Origin of the sequence: Marinobacter bryozoorum (genome assembly GCF_023156245.1) — a bacterium.
Lineage (GTDB): Bacteria > Pseudomonadota > Gammaproteobacteria > Pseudomonadales > Oleiphilaceae > Marinobacter > Marinobacter bryozoorum.
This window is the reverse complement of the sequence record NZ_JAKZAH010000011.1, coordinates 35,980-52,427: the sequence shown is the minus strand read 5'-3', so window position 1 is coordinate 52,427 and position 16,448 is coordinate 35,980. Positions and strand designations below refer to the sequence as shown.

Genomic DNA, 16,448 nt, shown 5'->3' with positions numbered 1-16,448 from the left:
GCCGTTTTCGGATGTGGTCTGATTTCGTGGCTATGCTAAAGTAGCGCCGCTTGTAACAGATCAGGGGAGACTGTGCGTGTTTGAGCTTTTAAAAGCGGGTGGCATCGTGATGGTGCCCATTGTGTTGTGCTCCATTCTGGCGCTGGCCATTGTCCTGGAGCGTCTCTGGACACTCCGCCCGTCCCGCGTTTCACCGCCGGATGTGATGGCTGAACTCTGGCGCTGGATCAAGGCCGACGAGCTCAACAACCGCAAGCTCAAGGTACTTCAATCCTCGTCTCCCACCGGCCGGGTACTGGCCAGTGGCCTGACCAATGCCAAGCATGGCCGTGATGTGATGAAGGAAAGTATCGAGCAGGAAGCTGCCCAGGTTATCCATGACCTTGAGCGATTCCTGAACCCGCTTGGTACCATCGCCACCATCACTCCCTTGCTCGGCCTGCTGGGCACCGTCATCGGTATGATCAAGGTCTTCTCCAGGATGCAGGGTGCGGGCGCCGCCAATATTGCCACACTTTCAGGGGGTATTTCCGAAGCCCTGGTGACCACGGCAGCGGGTCTGACCGTCGCAATTCCGGCGCTTATCGCACACCGCTACCTGATCCGCCGCATTGAGGCGCTGGTTGTCGGCATGGAGCAGGAAGCCATTCGCCTAGTGGAAGTGGTGGTCGGTGACCGTGAAATCGATGTTGAGGGAGCCTGACGGCCGTGAAATTCCAACGCCAGCGAAGCCGCGAAGTGGGCGTGGACCTCACCCCCCTGATCGATGTGGTGTTCCTGCTGCTTATCTTCCTGATGGTATCAACAACCCTGCCGGACGATACCCACCTCAATATCCAGTTACCGGAAGCGGACGGTGAACCGGTAACCACAGAGGTTGAGCAGGTGGAGTTGGTAGTAAACGCAGACGGACATTACATTGTGAATGGCCGCACACTGATCAATAATCGTCGGGGCACCCTCGAGCAGGCAATAAGGGACGTTGCCGGCGAGAGTAACACCCTGCCGTTCGTGATTACGGCGGATGCGCGGACAGCGCACGAGTTTGTCATCAGGGCCATGGACGTTGCCGGCAAGCTGGGGTTTACCCGAATCAGTTTCACCACAGATCCCACATCGGATGAGTGACAGGGCGTCCCTGACCGGCTCCAGGCAGGGACTCCTCAATTCCGACAACCACCTGGCGGGGCAATGAACCAAGCTGAAGCTTCCAACTGGCAGACCTACGGGCGTTTGCTCAAGTACGTTAAACCTTTCTGGATCGCGTTTTCCCTGGCGGTGGTCGGCAATATTATCTACGCCGCTGCCTCTACCGGGATGGCGGCGGCAATGGAATACGTCATCGAGGCCATTGAGAATCCCAGTGCACAGAATCGCCTGATGCTCACGGTTTTGATCGTGGGTGTTTTCGCGTTTCGCGGCGTAGGCACCTTCATGGGCCAATACTTTATTGCCTATGTCGGCCGCCACGTGGTAAATGCCCTGCGCAAGCAGGTATTCAACCGGATGCTGGGGTTGCCGTCCCGGTACTTTGACAATAATGCCTCCGGCCGCCTGGTATCGAAGCTGACTTTCAACGTCGAGCAGGTGGCTGACGCTGCAACCAACGCGGTAACCATCCTTCTGCGGGAAGGCCTGACCATTGTCGGGTTGCTGGCTTTCATGGTCTACACCAACTGGAAGCTGACCCTGGTGTTCGTGGCCATAGGCCCGTTGATCGGCCTGGTGGTGAGTTATGCCAGCAAGCGTTTCCGGAAAATCAGCCGGCGTATACAGAGCTCAATGGGGGATGTGACCCATGTGTCGTCGGAATCCATCACGGGCTACCGGGTTGTGCGGACCTTTGGTGGCGAGGAGTATGAGCGGGAGCGCTTCGGAGAAGTAGCCGACCGCACCATGAGGCAGGGCCTTAAAATGGCCTCTACCCAGGCCATCGCCACACCGGTGGTTCAGGTGCTGGTTGCCGTTGCGATTGCGGCCCTGGTCTGGGTCATGCTGGCTCCGGAAATACGCGGCACCATGACCACCGGTCAGCTGGTAGCCTTCATCACCGCTGCGGCCACCATGGCAAAGCCCATCCGCCAGGTTACCTCCGTTCACAGCAAGATCCAGAAAGGTGTCGCCGCTGCCCATGATGTGTTTGGCACCCTGGATGAAGAACCGGAGCGGGATGATGGCCAGTACGCGCCGGCAAGGGTGCAGGGGGACATTCGTTTTGACGACGTCTGCTTCCGTTACCAGGACAACCTGGATGATGTACTCCACCACATCAACCTGGACATCCCGGCGGGGCAGAGTGTGGCGCTGGTAGGCCGTTCCGGCAGTGGCAAGTCCACCATGGTCAGTTTGTTGCCACGATTCTACGAATATTACCAGGGTGAGATCCGGATTGACGGGCACCCGGTTACCGACTTCACCCTGAGTTCGCTGCGGTCGCAGATCGCGCTGGTTACCCAGAATGTAGTGCTGTTCAACGATAGCATTGCGGCGAATATCGCCTATGGTTCTTTGCGGGACCGTTCCAGGGAAGAGATCATCGAGGCGGCCCGCAAGGCCCATGCCATGGAGTTTATCGAGCGGATGCCCGAAGGGCTGGATACCATGGTGGGTGATAACGGCGTCATGTTGTCTGGCGGCCAGCGTCAGCGCCTTGCGATTGCAAGGGCCTTGTTGAAGGATGCCCCCATCCTGATTCTCGACGAAGCCACCTCGGCCCTGGACACCGAATCCGAGCGTCATATCCAGGATGCCCTGGAGGTGGTAATGAAAGGCCGTACGACGCTGGTAATCGCCCATCGCCTGTCCACCATTGAAAAGGCCGACCGTATCCTGGTGATGGAGTCCGGCCGTATTATGGAAGACGGTAATCACCGGCAATTGCTGGACGCCGGCGGCGCCTACGCCCAGCTTCACCAGATGCAGTTCAGTGAAAACGGATGAAGGACCTCACCGGACGGCTGTGGTACGGGGCAGGGCGTCCGTTATGGCCGCTTATGCCCCTGGCGTGGCTTTACAGGGCATTGGCAAGCTGGCGCCGAACCCGCTTGACGGCAGGCGCTGAACCGCTCCCTGTTCCCGTTGTGGTGGTTGGAAATATCACCGCCGGGGGGACCGGGAAATCCCCCCTCACGGCCTGGCTGGCGTCCCATTTCCGTGATCAGGGTTGGCGCCCGGTGATACTCTCCCGGGGGTATGGTGGCAAGCGGCCCGGGGATGAGCCATTGCTGGTCAGTGGTGACAGCGACCCGGCCGTGGCTGGTGATGAGCCGGTGATGCTGGCTGCCCAGACTGGTTGCCCGGTGGTTGTGCACCCGCAACGGCGGGCATCGGCCATCATGGCGCTGGACCAGGGTCTGGGTAACCTCTTTCTCTGTGATGACGGGCTCCAACACTACGCCCTGGCCAGGGACGTTGAAATTACCGTGTTCGACGGTGTTCGCGGTATCGGAAACGGGGCCGGGCTGCCGGTGGGGCCCCTGCGGGAACCGGTGGGCCGGTTGCAGGATGTTGACCTGGTGGTGGTCAATGGCCCTGCCGGGCCCCTGGTACCGGACCACCCGCAACGCTATGCCATGACCCTGCAGCCTGCCGGCGTGCGCCACCTGCTTAGCGGAGAGAGCACCTTTGCTGAGGCATGGCTTCGTGGTCGGAATTGCGTGGCCTTGGCGGGTATAGGCAACCCGGGGCGCTTCTTTGATCAGCTTCGGCACCTGGGCGCAGAGGTGGTGGGCCGGGCGTTCCCCGACCATCACCGATATACTGGGCAGGACATCGCAACCGGCGATGAGCGCCCCGTATTGATGACCGCCAAGGACGCTGTCAAGATTCGGCCGTTTGCCCACGAGCGTTGCTGGGTGCTTGATGTAACTCCCGAACTGCCTGAATCGTTCGGGAGCGCTGTAAACCTGGCATTGAACAGCAAACTGGCCGCCCGCGGCCTCGATGCTTCCCTACTGCGAGAGATATGACATGGACAACAAACTGATTGCCATGCTGGCCTGTCCGGTGTGCAAAGGCGACCTGAAACTGGACCGGGAGCGGAACGAGATGGTGTGCTATGCCGATGGCATGGCGTTTCCTGTCCGTGAAGGCATCCCGGTGATGCTGGCCAGCGAGGCCCGTACCCTGGGCGCTGAAGAGCGCGTAGACCGGCCGGTAGGGTGAGGGCGTGGCTTTTACCGTTGTAATCCCTGCCCGCTACGCTTCGTCCCGCCTGCCCGGGAAACCGCTGGCGGATATCGGTGGCAAGCCGATGATTCACCATGTGTATGAGCAGGCCTGTCGAAGCCGTGCCGACCGCGTTCTGGTGGCCACGGATGACGAACGCATCGAGGGGGCCTGTCAGGGGTTCGGGGCGGAAGTGGTAATGACCTCGCCGGACCACGCCAGCGGGACTGACCGGCTGCAAGAGGTGGTTACCCGCCTCGGACTTGGCGACGATGCCTGTGTGGTGAATGTGCAGGGGGACGAGCCGCTGATTCCACCGGCCCTGATCGACCAGGTGGCCGATGCCCTGGAGTCCTACCGGGACGCGGCCATTTCTACCCTGTGTGAGCGTATCCACGATCCGTCGGAGCTGTTTAATCCCAACGTGGTGAAAGTGGTGCGGGACCATGACGGCTACGCCCATTATTTCAGCCGGGCACCGGTGCCCTGGTCCCGGTCAGACTGGCAGGCCGGACAGGTACCTGAGCAGTTGCCGGACGACTATCAGGCCTGGCGGCATATCGGTATCTATGGCTATAGGGTCAGTCTGCTGCATCGCTTTGTGGCCTGGCCCCCGGCTCCTACCGAGCTGACCGAAAGCCTGGAGCAGCTGAGGGCCCTGTACCAGGGGGCCCGTATCCATGTCAGTGAGGCCCTGGAGCAGCCTCCCGCCGGCGTCGATACCCCGGAGGACCTGGAACGGGTCCGGCAATGGCTGACCCTGGCCAACTGAACCGGGGTCGAATTCAGAAAGGAGCATTTAATGAGCGATCCGATCCGCGTACTGTTCGTGTGCCTTGGCAATATATGCCGGTCCCCCACCGCGGAGGGTGTCTTCCGCCGGTACCTGGAAGACCATGGCCTCTCGGCCCGGGTGGCGGTAGATTCCTGTGGAACCGGCAACTGGCATGTGGGCTCGGCCCCGGATGAGCGCGCGCGCAAGGCTGCCGCCGGTCGGGGAGTTGATATCGGCCATCTACGAGCGCGGCAATTCCAGCCTGAAGACCTGGAAGCCTTCCACTATATCCTGACCATGGACCGGCAGAACCTGGCGGACATTCGTGATGTCTGGATGCAACAGGGCGGTACCGAACCCCGCCTGTTCCTGGATTACTTGCCGGATAACCCCGTTTCCGAAGTGCCGGATCCCTACTACGGTGGCGACGATGGCTTTGACCATGTCCTGGACCTGATTCACCAGGCCAGCGAAGGTCTGCTGGCGGACATCCGGGCTCACCTGGACTGATGCGCCCGCGCAACCTCATCGAGAATGCCGACCTCAAGCCGCTGAGCACTATGGCCACGCCGGCCACCGCCCGGTACCTGCTCAATGCATCAACCCCTGGGGAGGCCTGTTCGGCACTGGCCTGGGCCAGTGAGGACGGGATACCGGTACAGGTAGTCGGCTCTGGCAGCAACCTGGTTTTTTGCGAAGACTTTCCAGGGCTGATCCTGCATATGGCCCTGCCAGGCCGACGCTGGGAGGCAGTCGCAGGGGATGAAGCCACGATTGTGCTCGCAGCCGGCGAGAACTGGCACCAGAGTGTTCTCTACGCAGCCGGTGCCGGATATCGGGGGATCGAGAACCTCGCCCTGATTCCCGGCACCGCCGGGGCGGCGCCAGTGCAGAATATCGGTGCCTACGGGGTTGAGCTGTCTGACTCATTTGTCAGCCTGCTGGCCTGGGATCGTAAGCATGGTCAGCAGGTAACGCTGGACAGGGCGGCTTGCCGTTTCGGTTATCGGGACAGCCTGTTCAAATGTGAGCCTGAACGGTACCTGATCCTGGAAATCCGCTTGCGTCTCAGTCGCACTCGCCCCTATGTTCTGGGTTACGGGGAGCTGGGCCAGTGGTTCGATGGCAATAGTCCGCAGTCGCCCCTGGATGTGGCAGAAGCGGTCATGGCCGTTCGCCGCCGCAAGTTACCGGATCCGGCGCAGTTGCCAAACACCGGGAGCTTTTTCAAGAACCCGGTCGTGAGCCAGGCCCACTGGGAAGAGCTGAAGGGGCGGTGGCCGGAGATGGTTGCCTACCCGGCCGACGATGGCGTCAAGCTCGCAGCAGGCTGGCTGATCGATCAGTGTGGCTGGAAGGGGTACCGTAACCGGACTGTGGGGGTGCACCACCGGCAGGCACTGGTCCTGGTCAACCATTCTGGTGGCACCGGTCAGGATATACTGGAACTGGCGCGACGCATCCGTGACGATGTCATGGGTCGCTACGGTGTTTTGCTCGAGATGGAGCCAGGGGCCGTACCCGGTGACTGCGGGCTGAACCAACCCTGAAGGATCGCAGAAGTTGCCGCAGTCAGCGCAATCGACTGACTGCGGCCCCTATTGCTACGAGCGCCGGGTGGAAGAGGCTGCAAGCAGGAAGTCCAGGGCATTGTCTGCCGGCAGATCCTGTTTGTCGGCGTCCTGGCGCCCCTTGTACTCCAGGGTTCCGGCACCCAGGCCCCGGTCGGAGATGACTACCCGGTGGGGCAGGCCCATCAGTTCCAGGTCGGCAAACTTAACGCCCGGGCGTTCATTGCGATCATCCAGCAGGACATCGAAGCCCGCCTGGGTGAGCTGTTCATAGAGCTTCTCACCGGCTTCCTTTACCGCCGGGGACTTGTGGCCATTCAGTGTGACGATGGCTACTTGGAAAGGCGCGATGGCTTCCGGCCAGATAATGCCCCGATCGTCGTGGTTCTGCTCGATGGCGGCAGCGACGATTCGGGAGACCCCGATGCCATAACAGCCCATTTCCAGCACCGCGTTCTTGCCGTGCTCATCCAGTACAGTAGCGCCCATGGCTGTGCTGTACTTGTTGCCGAGCTTGAAAATGTGTCCTACCTCGATACCCCGGCGAATCTCCAGCGTGCCGTTGCCATCCGGGCTGGGATCACCCTCCACCACATTGCGCACGTCTTCTACCCGGCCCAAGGGGACATCCCGCTCCCAGTTTACGCCGGTAAGATGATAACCCTCCCGGTTGGCGCCGCAGACGAAGTCCGCCAGGTGGGCGGCGGAACGGTCAACAATGACCGGCACTGCCAGGTTTACCGGGCCAATGGAGCCCGGCGTACAGCCAGTCGCCTGGCGGATTTCCTCGTCGCTGGCCATGGTGAGGGGCTCAGCCACGCCTTGCAGGTTCTCCGCCTTGATGTCGTTCAGGGTGTGATCGCCCCGCAGAATCAGGGCGACCAGTCCGGCCTCTTCGCCTTCCGGCGCTTCGGCCTTCACCAGCAGGGTCTTGACGGTTTTCTCGGCGGGCACTTTCAGGAATTCGGCGATGGCCGCGATGGTGGTCTGGCCGGGGGTGGCCACCTCGGTCATGGTCTCAGACGGGGCTGGTCGGTCACCGGCCGGCGCCAGGGCTTCAGCCTTTTCAATATTGGCGGCGTAGTCGCTGGCGGTACTGAAGGCAATTTCGTCCTCGCCGGATGAAGCCAGTACATGGAATTCGTGGGAGGCGTTGCCACCTATAGCGCCGGAGTCCGCCACCACCGGACGATAGTCCAGGCCCAGACGGTCAAAGATGGCACAGTAGGTGCGATGCATGACCTCGTAGGTCTCATCCAGGGACTCACCGTTGATATGGAAGGAATACGCATCCTTCATCAGGAATTCCCGGGCCCGCATCACCCCAAAGCGCGGGCGACGCTCGTCCCGGAACTTGGTCTGGATCTGGTAGAAGTTGGCGGGCAGTTCCTTATAGCTCTTCAGTTCGTTACGGATCAGGTCTGTGATGACTTCCTCATGGGTCGGACCGAAACAGAAATCCCGGTCGTGCCGGTCTTTCAGGCGCAGCAGTTCACCACCATATTGTTGCCAGCGGCCGGATTCCTGCCACAGTTCCGCTGGCTGTACCGCCGGCATCAACACTTCCTGGGCACCGCTGCGGTCCATTTCTTCCCGCACGATGCGCTCCACCTTGCGCAGCACCCGCAAACCCAGTGGCAACCAGGTGTACAGACCGGCAGCCAGCTTGCGGATCATGCCGGCACGCAGCATCAGCTGATGGCTGATAATTTCGGCATCGGAGGGGTTTTCCTTGAGGGTGGCAATCAGATAACGGCTTGCTCGCATTATGGTTTCCGTAACGAAAGAGTGAGAATGTCGATGTAGAGCTTATTGTACGTGCCTTGAGCCAGAAATGAACCGGTTATACCTCGCCCTCGAGATATTTCAGGGGCAGGGCCGTGGAGTCGATCACGCGTCGCAGCACGAAGCTTGAGTGAACACCGCTGACCCCTGGAATCCGGGTAATCTGGTTGAGCAGGAACTCGTGGTAGTGGTCCATGTCCGGAACCACGACCTTGAGCATATAGTCTGCGTCCTGGCCGGTAATCAGGTAGCACTCCTGGACCTCCGGATAATCGGCCACCTGCTGCTCGAAGGCCTCAAACCGTTCCGGTGTGTGGCGGTCCATGCCGATGAGGATAATCGCGGTGAGCGACAGGCCGAGCTTCTTGTGGTCCAGTACCGTGACCCGGTCGAGTATAATGCCCGCTTCCTCCAGCGCTCGCACCCGTCTCAGGCAGGGGGAGGGGGACAGCCCGACCGCTTCGGCCAGTTGCTGGTTATTGAGGGCGCCGTCCTGTTGCAGGGCTTCGAGGATTCGGCGGTCGGTTCGGTCCAGTTCGTGCACTTCCCGGGATCTCGTTGGCATCATGTGTCGCTTTTTGTCAGTAAATTGGATTTTTGTTGCCGTAATTTTCTCATTGGTGGCCAAAAAAGCAATCAAATTCCCGGTTATCTGCGTTAATATAGAACCATAGCGTTGAATCTATCGAATCAGGAAAAGGGCAGACATCATGGCTTTCGATCACAGCAAATATATTCCCTTCCAGCCAGTGCGCAAAACTGACCGTCGCTGGCCTGACCAGGTCATCGAAAAGGCCCCTGACTGGTGTGCCGTAGATCTGCGGGATGGTAACCAGGCGCTCGTCAAGCCCATGACCGTAGCCCAGAAACAGCGCCTGTTTGATTTGCTGGTCAAGGTAGGCTTCAAGCAGATTGAGATTGGTTTCCCGGCCGCCAGCCAGCCTGACTTCGACTTCTGCCGCAAACTGATCGAGGAAGACCGGATTCCGGACGACGTCCGCATCCAGGTGCTGACCCAGGCCCGTCCCGAACTGATCGAGCGCACCTACCAGGCCCTGGAAGGTGCGAAGCGGGCCATCGTCCACGTCTACAATTCCACCTCCATCGTCCAGCGGGAGCAGGTGTTTGGTATGGACCGCGAAGGCATCAAGCAGATCGCCGTCGACGGTGCCCGCCTGGTGCAGGAAATTGCCGCGCGCTACCCGGATACCGACTGGACGTTCCAGTATTCCCCGGAAAGCTTTACCGGTACCGAGCTGGACTATGCCGCCGAGGTGATCGACGCGGTCACCGGGGTGTGGCGCCCGGACCAGGGTCAGAAGGTGATTATCAATCTTCCGGCAACCGTGGAAATGGCCACCCCGAACGTATTCGCTGACCAGATCGAGTGGATCTGCGACAACATCCAGCGTCGTGAGCATGTCAGCATCAGCGTGCATACCCACAACGACCGGGGCTGCGGTGTTGCTGCCGCCGAACTGGCCGTCATGGCCGGTGCCGACCGGGTTGAAGGTACGCTGATGGGTAATGGTGAGCGCACCGGCAACATGGACCTGGTCACCATGGCCATGAACCTGTACAGCCAGGGCATAGACCCGCAAGTGAACATGTCCAACATGGCCGAGATTACCGATGTGGTGGAGGCCTGCACCGAGATCTCCACGCATCCTCGTCACCCCTATGCGGGTGAACTGGTGTTCACGGCCTTCTCCGGCAGTCACCAGGACGCTATCCGCAAGTGCCTGGCCTACCGCAAGGATGGCGACAAGTGGAACGTAGCCTACCTGCCGATTGATCCCCAGGACCTGGGCCGTCGCTATGAAGAAGTGGTGCGTATCAACAGTCAGTCTGGCAAGGGCGGTGTTGCCCACGTGCTGGAGCGGGACTACAAGATCAGCCTGCCGCGCTGGCTGCAGATCGAGTTCAGCCAGTGTGTCCAGAAAGAGGCAGAAACTCACGGTGGCGAGATTGATTCCCACACCATCCACCGGTTGTTTGAGGACCGGTACCTGGCGGTGGATAATGCATGGCGCCTGAGTACCTACGACCTGCACCGGGATGAGGAGGGCGTTAATGCCACGGTGAAGTTCGGTCAGCCAGCCATTGAGCTGAAGGGGCACGGTCTGGGTGCGGTAGAGGCTGTTGTGGCGGCACTGCAGGACACTTATGGCATCACCCTGGCGGTGGAAGCCTATGACGAGTTCGCCCTGGGCGAGGGCACCAACGCCAACGCGCTGGCCTGCATCCGCATCGTGGTGGACGGCGAGGTCCGCAGTTCCGCCGCGCTGGCGGAAGACACAACCTCTGCCACCCTGCAGGCGTTGCTGTCAGCGGTGGGTAACCACGTCGGTGCGCCGGAGTCTGTTGCTGAGGCAACAGCCTGATCTTCGACTGGAGGTTCCAGGGACCTGGACGGTGTTCAGGTCCCCGGATAAAGAAAAGCCGGCAAAGGCCGGCTTTTCTTTTGTCCAAAGCCCGTGAGGGGCAATGGCCGGAAACCATAACCTTAAACCGGGGTTACGTTTTCCGCCTGGGGACCTTTCGGGCCCTGGGTTACGGTGAACTGAACCTGCTGGCCTTCAGCCAGGGTACGGAACCCGCTTGCGTTGATTGCGCTGTAGTGAACAAATACGTCACTGCCACCGTCCTGGGCGATGAAGCCAAAACCCTTGGACTCGTTGAACCACTTTACGTGGCCTGTTTTTGTGTCAGACATTGATCTTTCCTGTGTTTCTGAACGTTGTGCCCTCACGGGACCTTTCTTGTGTGCCTGCACGCCATAGATAACTGCATAAATGTGACAGCTGAACTACAGAATGAACCGGCACAGCTTTGCTGGGGATAGGGCAGTTGTACTGAGGGAAGGAGTAACCGAACGTCTGAGAGGCAGAGCGCTGTAACACTTTCACTTAATACCGCTGTCTTTCCACAGCAAATTCAGTATAGACCGACTTCGGGGGGCGTCAAAGATTTTTTCAAAGCGCTCTGGCGCCCCCTTTTTTGAACAAAATCAGCCTGCTTTCACAGCTCTTCGATTCTGGTATGAGCCGCTCAGTGACGGAATTGCTGATCGATTTCGTCCAGGATGGCAGGGTCATCGATAGTGGAAGGCACCGACCACTCCTCGCCGTCGGCAATCTGCCGGATCACCCGGCGCAGAATCTTGCCTGATCGCGTCTTGGGCAAGCGTTCCACCACCATGGCCCGGCGGAAGCAGGCGATGGCACCGATACGCTCTCGAACCATTTCCACCAGCTCCTCTTCCAGTTCGTCCGGGTCGATGGTGGCGCCGTCTTTCAGCAGGACCAGTCCGACGGGAATCTGCCCCTTCATTTCATCACTGGTGCCGACCACACAACACTCGGCTACTGCGGGGTGGGAGGCGACGACTTCTTCCATCTCGCCGGTGGAGAGCCTGTGACCGGCTACGTTAATGACATCGTCGGTGCGGCCCATGATGAACACATAGCCGTCCTCATCAATAAAGCCGCCGTCACCGGAGCTGTAGAAGCCAGGAATGGGGTCAAGGTAGGTTTTGCGGAAGCGGGCGTCATCTCCCCAGACCGTGGACAGGCAGCCGGGGGGTAGTGGCAGCTTTACTGCCACCTGGCCCTGCTCCCCCGCGGCCATTGGGCGTCCGTCAAGGCTGACAACCTGGACGTTATAACCGGGCGAGGGGACCGTTGCCGAACCGGGCCTGGTGGGCATTTCTTCAATGCCCACCGGGTTACAGCAAATGGCCCATCCGGTTTCGGTCTGCCACCAGTGGTCCAGCACCGGCAGTCCCGTGTGTTCCTTGAGCCACTCGTAGGTAGACGGGTCCAGGCGCTCGCCCGCCAGGAACAGCCGTTTCAGGGCGCTGATGTCGTAAGTCTCCAGCATATCCGCTTCCGGGTCTTCCTTGCGGACGGCACGGAAGGCCGTTGGCGCCGTGAACAGGTAGTTTACCTTGTGGTCCTGGCAAACTCGCCAGAAAGCGCCGGCGTCCGGTGTCTTCACCGGCTTGCCCTCGTACAGGATGGTGGTACAGCCCATGAACAGGGGGGCATACACAATATAGCTGTGACCCACGACCCAGCCCACGTCAGAGGCGGCCCAGAACACATCGCCGGGGCTGGCACCATAGACCAGGTCCATACTGTACCTTAATGCCACGGCATGGCCGCCGTTATCCCGCACTACGCCCTTGGGTTTGCCGGTCGTGCCAGAGGTGTACAGGATATAGAGGGGGTCAGTGGCTGCGACAGGGACCGGGTCTGCCGGCTTGGCAGTCGCCATTTCCTGGTCCCAGTCGAAATCCCGGCCTGGTTGCAGTTCAGCGGTTACCTGGGGTCGCTGGAACACGATGCAGCATTCCGGTTTGTGGTCCGCTTCCTCGATTGCCCGGTCTACAAGGGGTTTGTAGGGAATAACCTTGCTGACCTCGATGCCGCAGGATGCGGTGACGATCGCCTTGGGCTTGGCGTCACTGATCCTGACTGCCAGTTCGTGGGCGGCAAAGCCACCGAACACGACCGAGTGGATCGCGCCCAGCCGGGCACAGGCCAGCATCGCGATAGCCGCCTGGGGCACCATGGGCATGTAGATGATAACCCGGTCCCCATGTCCTATGCCGCGGGACTTGAGTGCACCGGCAAAACGGGCGACGAGGTCGGTCAGTTCGTTATAGGTGAAACTCTGTTGGGTATCGGTAACGGGGGAGTCGTAGATCAGGGCCTTCTGGTCACCGCGGCCGGCGCGGATGTTGGCGTCCAGTGCAACATCGCTTGAGTTGATAAGGCCATCCGGGAACCACTGGCCGTGGCCATTCTCAGTGCCTTTCCAGATTTCTTCGGGGGGACGGATCCAGTCGATAGCACGGGCTTTCTCTCGCCAGAATTCCTCTGGCTGGTCCACGGAACGACGGAATTCCGATTGGTAGTCCATTGGTCCACCTCTCATAGCTTGGAATCAGGTTGTTGTATTTTTTTGCTTGAGAACCTGACTTTAAGCCATCTGCCGCGCAGAGGAAGTAGACCAAAGGCTAATCAGCCGTCAGCCTTGCCTCCGTGCTGGTCCGGGTGAACGGTGGTCACGGTGGCTTCCAGCATCCCCTTGGCCAGCCTGGCACTTATCCGGTCCCCTGAACTCAGGGTAGCAGGGTCGCGAACGACGGTCTGACTTTCTGAGGAGACAATGGCGTAGCCGCGCCCGAGGGTGGCAAGGGGGCTGACGGCGTTCAGTGTTCGTGCGGCGGATTCCATGCGCTGGCTGCGGGTCTCCAGCTGGCGTCGCAGCGAGGCTTCCAGTCGTTGCCGGGCCAGGTCAAGCCGCTGACCCTGTTCAGCGATGCGCCGGGTTGGCCGGTGGGTTGCCAGTCGTTGCTGCAGGTGCCCGGTTTTTGTCCGCTCGTTAGTGAGTCGCTGGCTGATTGCCTGCCGGAACCGCATTTCCACGTCGTCCAGGCGCTGGGCCTTTTCCTGAAGTTGCCGCCGCGGGTCCCGCAGGCGGGAAGCCAGCTGGGTGACGCCGGTATGCTGCTGACGCAGCTGCCTGGTCATCGCCTGGATCAGTCGCTGCCGGGTTTCCCCCAGGCGAACGAGCCAGGTGGACTGGTCGGGGGAGATCTTTTCGGCGGCGGCCGACGGTGTGGGTGCCCGCAGATCTGCCACGAAATCCGCGATGGTCACGTCAACCTCATGCCCCACGGCACTGACCGTGGGGATCGGGCAGGAGGCAATAGCCCTGGCCACCGCCTCCTCGTTGAAGCACCAGAGGTCTTCCAGTGAACCACCGCCGCGGCCGATGATCAGAACGTCTGCCTGGTTATGGCGAATGGCACGGTTAATCGCTTCGACAATGCTGGCGGTGGCGGCCTGGCCTTGCACCGCTGTCGGGTAAAGCGTGACCGGGATGCCGGGGCAACGCCGGCCCAGTACCGTCAGTATGTCGTGAATCGCAGCGCCGGTGGGGGAGGTGACAACGCCAATATGCCGGGGTGTTTCAGGCAGCGGTTTCTTTCGCTCCGCCGCGAACAGGCCTTCCCCGTTGAGCCGGGCCTTGAGCGCGTCAAAGGCCTGTTGCAGTGCCCCGAGCCCTGCTGGTTCCAGGTGCTCAACGATGACCTGGTAATCGCCCCGGGCTTCGTAGAGGCTGACCTTGCCGCGAACCCTGACCTGGTCGCCCTCCTTTGGTATCTGGCGAAGGCGTTGATTGAACCCCCGGAACATGGCGCATCGTACCTGGGCACGCTGATCCTTCAGGGAAAAGTACCAGTGCCCCGAGGACGGGCGCGACAGGCTGGAAAGTTCTCCTTCAACCCAGGCCTGCATAAAGCTGTTCTCCAGCAAGTGACGGGCCTGGCGATTGAGCTCGGTAACTGTCAGGGCGCGGGGGCGTACGGGAGGCGAGTCATCAGGATACATCGTGGTCTCCGGACTGGAAAAAACACCATGTTATCAGAACCTTCTCGGTCACCATACGGGTTTTCCATTAGCTGGCCAGGCTAAAACCGACCGTAATTCAGCAAGATGCAGGCCTGTCGCGGCCCTGGCGCGGTTTACTGTAGCGGCTGCGACATTTATAATAGTCCGATTAAGGTGACCGGTACCGTTGCGCGCTGAGACAGCGCCCCGAAACGGCGGTGCCGGGCCTCCACATGTTCTTTCTCAAAGGCGGGTCCCAATGTTGCGTATAGCCGAAGAAGCCCTCACGTTTGACGACGTTCTCCTGATGCCGGGATACTCCGAAGTGCTGCCCAAGCACGTCGACCTGAAAACCCGGCTGACCAAAGGCATTACCCTCAACATTCCGCTGGTTTCAGCCGCCATGGATACCGTTACCGAATCCGAACTGGCCATCGCCATGGCCCAGGAAGGCGGTATCGGCATCATGCACAAGAGCATGAGCGTTGAGCAGCAGGCGGCAGCGGTCCGCAAGGTCAAGAAATTCGAGAGCGGCGTGGTCAAGGACCCCATCACGGTAACCCCGTCTACCACCGTGCGTGAGTTGGTGGATATCACCATGGCCAACAGCATTTCCGGCCTGCCGGTTGTTGATGGCAAGGACCTGGTGGGCATTGTGACCGGCCGCGATATCCGTTTTGAGAGTCGTATGGACACCCGCGTGGCGGACATCATGACCCCCAAGGACAAGCTGGTAACGGTGCGTGAGGGCGCAGACCTGGAGGAAGTAAAGGAGTTGCTCCACCGCCATCGCATCGAGAAGGTGCTGGTAGTCAACGACAACTTTGAGCTGCGCGGCCTGATTACCGTCAAGGACATCCAGAAGGCCAAGGACTACCCATTAGCCTGTAAGGACGACCAGGGCCGCCTGCGCGTGGGTGCCGCCGTTGGTACCGGGGGTGACACCGAGGCTCGTATTGCCGCCCTGGTAGAGGCCAGTGTTGATGTCATTGTGGTTGATACCGCTCATGGCCACTCTGCCGGTGTCATTGAGCGGGTCCGCTGGATCAAGCAGAATTTCCCGCAGGTAGAGGTTATTGGTGGCAATATTGCGACCACCGAGGCCGCCATTGCACTCGCAGATGCCGGCGCGGATGCGGTGAAGGTGGGTATCGGCCCGGGCTCCATCTGCACCACACGTATCGTCGCCGGTATTGGCGTGCCGCAGATTACCGCGGTATCCAATGTGGCCGAAGCGCTGAAAGAGCGGGGCGTTCCCCTGATCGCTGATGGTGGTATCCGATTCTCCGGTGATATTGCCAAGGCCATTGCCGCTGGCGCCTACAGTGTCATGGTAGGCAGTCTGCTGGCAGGTACCGATGAGTCACCCGGGGAGGTTGAGCTGTTCCAGGGCCGTAGCTACAAGGCCTATCGCGGCATGGGTTCTCTCGGGGCCATGGGGCAGGGCTCCAGCGACCGTTACTTCCAGGACGCCAGCGAGGGCGTCGAGAAACTGGTGCCGGAAGGCATCGAGGGGCGTGTCGCCTGCAAGGGGCCGATGCGTAATATTGTCCATCAGTTGATGGGCGGTGTCCGGGCCTCCATGGGCTATACCGGCAGTGCCGACATCGAAACCATGCGCACCCGGCCCCAGTTTGTCAGAATCACCAACGCGGGTATGCGTGAGAGCCACGTTCACGACGTGACCATCACCAAGGAAGCTCCAAACTATCGCATTGGCTGATCCAGCCCGATACACGGCCCGTT

At 60.4% G+C, this 16,448-nt stretch carries 15 protein-coding genes; 10 read left to right on the top strand and 5 right to left on the bottom strand.

Features of this window, described 5'->3' with window-relative positions:
• The first annotated feature begins 76 nt into the window (after positions 1-76).
• The 8 genes from MLC59_RS08460 to murB all read left to right on the top strand — a co-directional run bounded on the left by MLC59_RS08460 (position 77) and on the right by murB (position 6,492).
• Positions 77-703, top strand: coding sequence for a MotA/TolQ/ExbB proton channel family protein (locus tag MLC59_RS08460; RefSeq protein WP_248233336.1), 627 nt, complete (start codon positions 77-79; stop codon positions 701-703).
• A 5-nt stretch (positions 704-708) separates the two neighbouring features.
• Positions 709-1,128 (top strand): ExbD/TolR family protein, encoded by a 420-nt coding sequence (locus MLC59_RS08455; protein ID WP_248233333.1) that lies wholly within the window; start codon positions 709-711, stop codon positions 1,126-1,128.
• Positions 1,129-1,191: 63 nt separating this feature from the next.
• Positions 1,192-2,940 (top strand): lipid A export permease/ATP-binding protein MsbA, encoded by a 1,749-nt coding sequence (msbA, locus tag MLC59_RS08450; RefSeq protein WP_248233332.1) that lies wholly within the window; start codon positions 1,192-1,194, stop codon positions 2,938-2,940.
• Positions 2,937-3,968: a tetraacyldisaccharide 4'-kinase gene (gene lpxK, locus MLC59_RS08445; RefSeq protein WP_248233330.1), complete on the top strand. Its 1,032-nt coding sequence runs from the start codon at positions 2,937-2,939 to the stop codon at positions 3,966-3,968. The genes msbA and lpxK overlap by 4 nt, the downstream gene beginning before the upstream one ends.
• Position 3,969: 1 nt before the next feature.
• Positions 3,970-4,164 carry a Trm112 family protein gene (locus MLC59_RS08440; protein WP_248233328.1) on the top strand — a complete coding sequence of 65 codons (195 nt, stop codon included), beginning with the start codon at positions 3,970-3,972 and terminating at the stop codon, positions 4,162-4,164.
• 4 nt (positions 4,165-4,168) lie between these two features.
• The gene (gene kdsB / locus MLC59_RS08435; protein ID WP_248233326.1) at positions 4,169-4,939 is read left to right on the top strand and encodes a 3-deoxy-manno-octulosonate cytidylyltransferase; all 771 of its coding nucleotides are present in this window, start codon (positions 4,169-4,171) and stop codon (positions 4,937-4,939) included.
• A 30-nt stretch (positions 4,940-4,969) separates the two neighbouring features.
• Positions 4,970-5,452: a low molecular weight protein-tyrosine-phosphatase gene (locus tag MLC59_RS08430; RefSeq protein WP_248233324.1), complete on the top strand. Its 483-nt coding sequence runs from the start codon at positions 4,970-4,972 to the stop codon at positions 5,450-5,452.
• Positions 5,452-6,492 carry a UDP-N-acetylmuramate dehydrogenase gene (gene murB, locus MLC59_RS08425; protein WP_248233322.1) on the top strand — a complete coding sequence of 347 codons (1,041 nt, stop codon included), beginning with the start codon at positions 5,452-5,454 and terminating at the stop codon, positions 6,490-6,492. Before MLC59_RS08430 ends, murB begins: the two co-directional genes overlap by 1 nt.
• Before the next feature lie 54 nt (positions 6,493-6,546).
• On the opposite strand, the gene MLC59_RS08420 is transcribed toward murB, so the two are convergent.
• A complete protein-coding gene (locus tag MLC59_RS08420) occupies positions 6,547-8,280 on the bottom strand; it encodes a proline--tRNA ligase (RefSeq protein ID WP_248233320.1) in 1,734 nt (577 codons plus the stop codon).
• A 76-nt stretch (positions 8,281-8,356) separates the two neighbouring features.
• On the bottom strand, positions 8,357-8,866 hold the full coding sequence (locus MLC59_RS08415) for an Lrp/AsnC family transcriptional regulator (RefSeq protein ID WP_427901711.1): 510 nt from the start codon (positions 8,864-8,866) through the stop codon (positions 8,357-8,359).
• 142 nt (positions 8,867-9,008) lie between these two features.
• On the opposite strand from MLC59_RS08415, the gene leuA reads away from it, so the two are divergent.
• Entirely contained in the window at positions 9,009-10,682 is a 1,674-nt protein-coding gene (gene leuA, locus MLC59_RS08410) for a 2-isopropylmalate synthase (RefSeq protein ID WP_248233316.1), read from the top strand.
• A gap of 122 nt (positions 10,683-10,804) precedes the next feature.
• Here the strand turns inward: leuA and MLC59_RS08405 are convergent, their stop codons facing one another.
• From MLC59_RS08405 to xseA, 3 genes are all read right to left on the bottom strand, one after another.
• Positions 10,805-11,014 carry a cold-shock protein gene (locus tag MLC59_RS08405; RefSeq protein ID WP_091853604.1) on the bottom strand — a complete coding sequence of 70 codons (210 nt, stop codon included), beginning with the start codon at positions 11,012-11,014 and terminating at the stop codon, positions 10,805-10,807.
• Between the two features lie 335 nt (positions 11,015-11,349).
• Positions 11,350-13,224 (bottom strand): propionyl-CoA synthetase, encoded by a 1,875-nt coding sequence (locus MLC59_RS08400; RefSeq protein WP_248233315.1) that lies wholly within the window; start codon positions 13,222-13,224, stop codon positions 11,350-11,352.
• 101 nt (positions 13,225-13,325) lie between these two features.
• Positions 13,326-14,702 carry an exodeoxyribonuclease VII large subunit gene (gene xseA, locus MLC59_RS08395; protein WP_248233313.1) on the bottom strand — a complete coding sequence of 459 codons (1,377 nt, stop codon included), beginning with the start codon at positions 14,700-14,702 and terminating at the stop codon, positions 13,326-13,328.
• 259 nt (positions 14,703-14,961) lie between these two features.
• Between xseA and guaB the strand changes: the two genes are divergently transcribed.
• Positions 14,962-16,425: an IMP dehydrogenase gene (guaB, locus tag MLC59_RS08390; RefSeq protein WP_248233312.1), complete on the top strand. Its 1,464-nt coding sequence runs from the start codon at positions 14,962-14,964 to the stop codon at positions 16,423-16,425.
• The last annotated feature ends 23 nt before the right edge of the window (positions 16,426-16,448 follow it).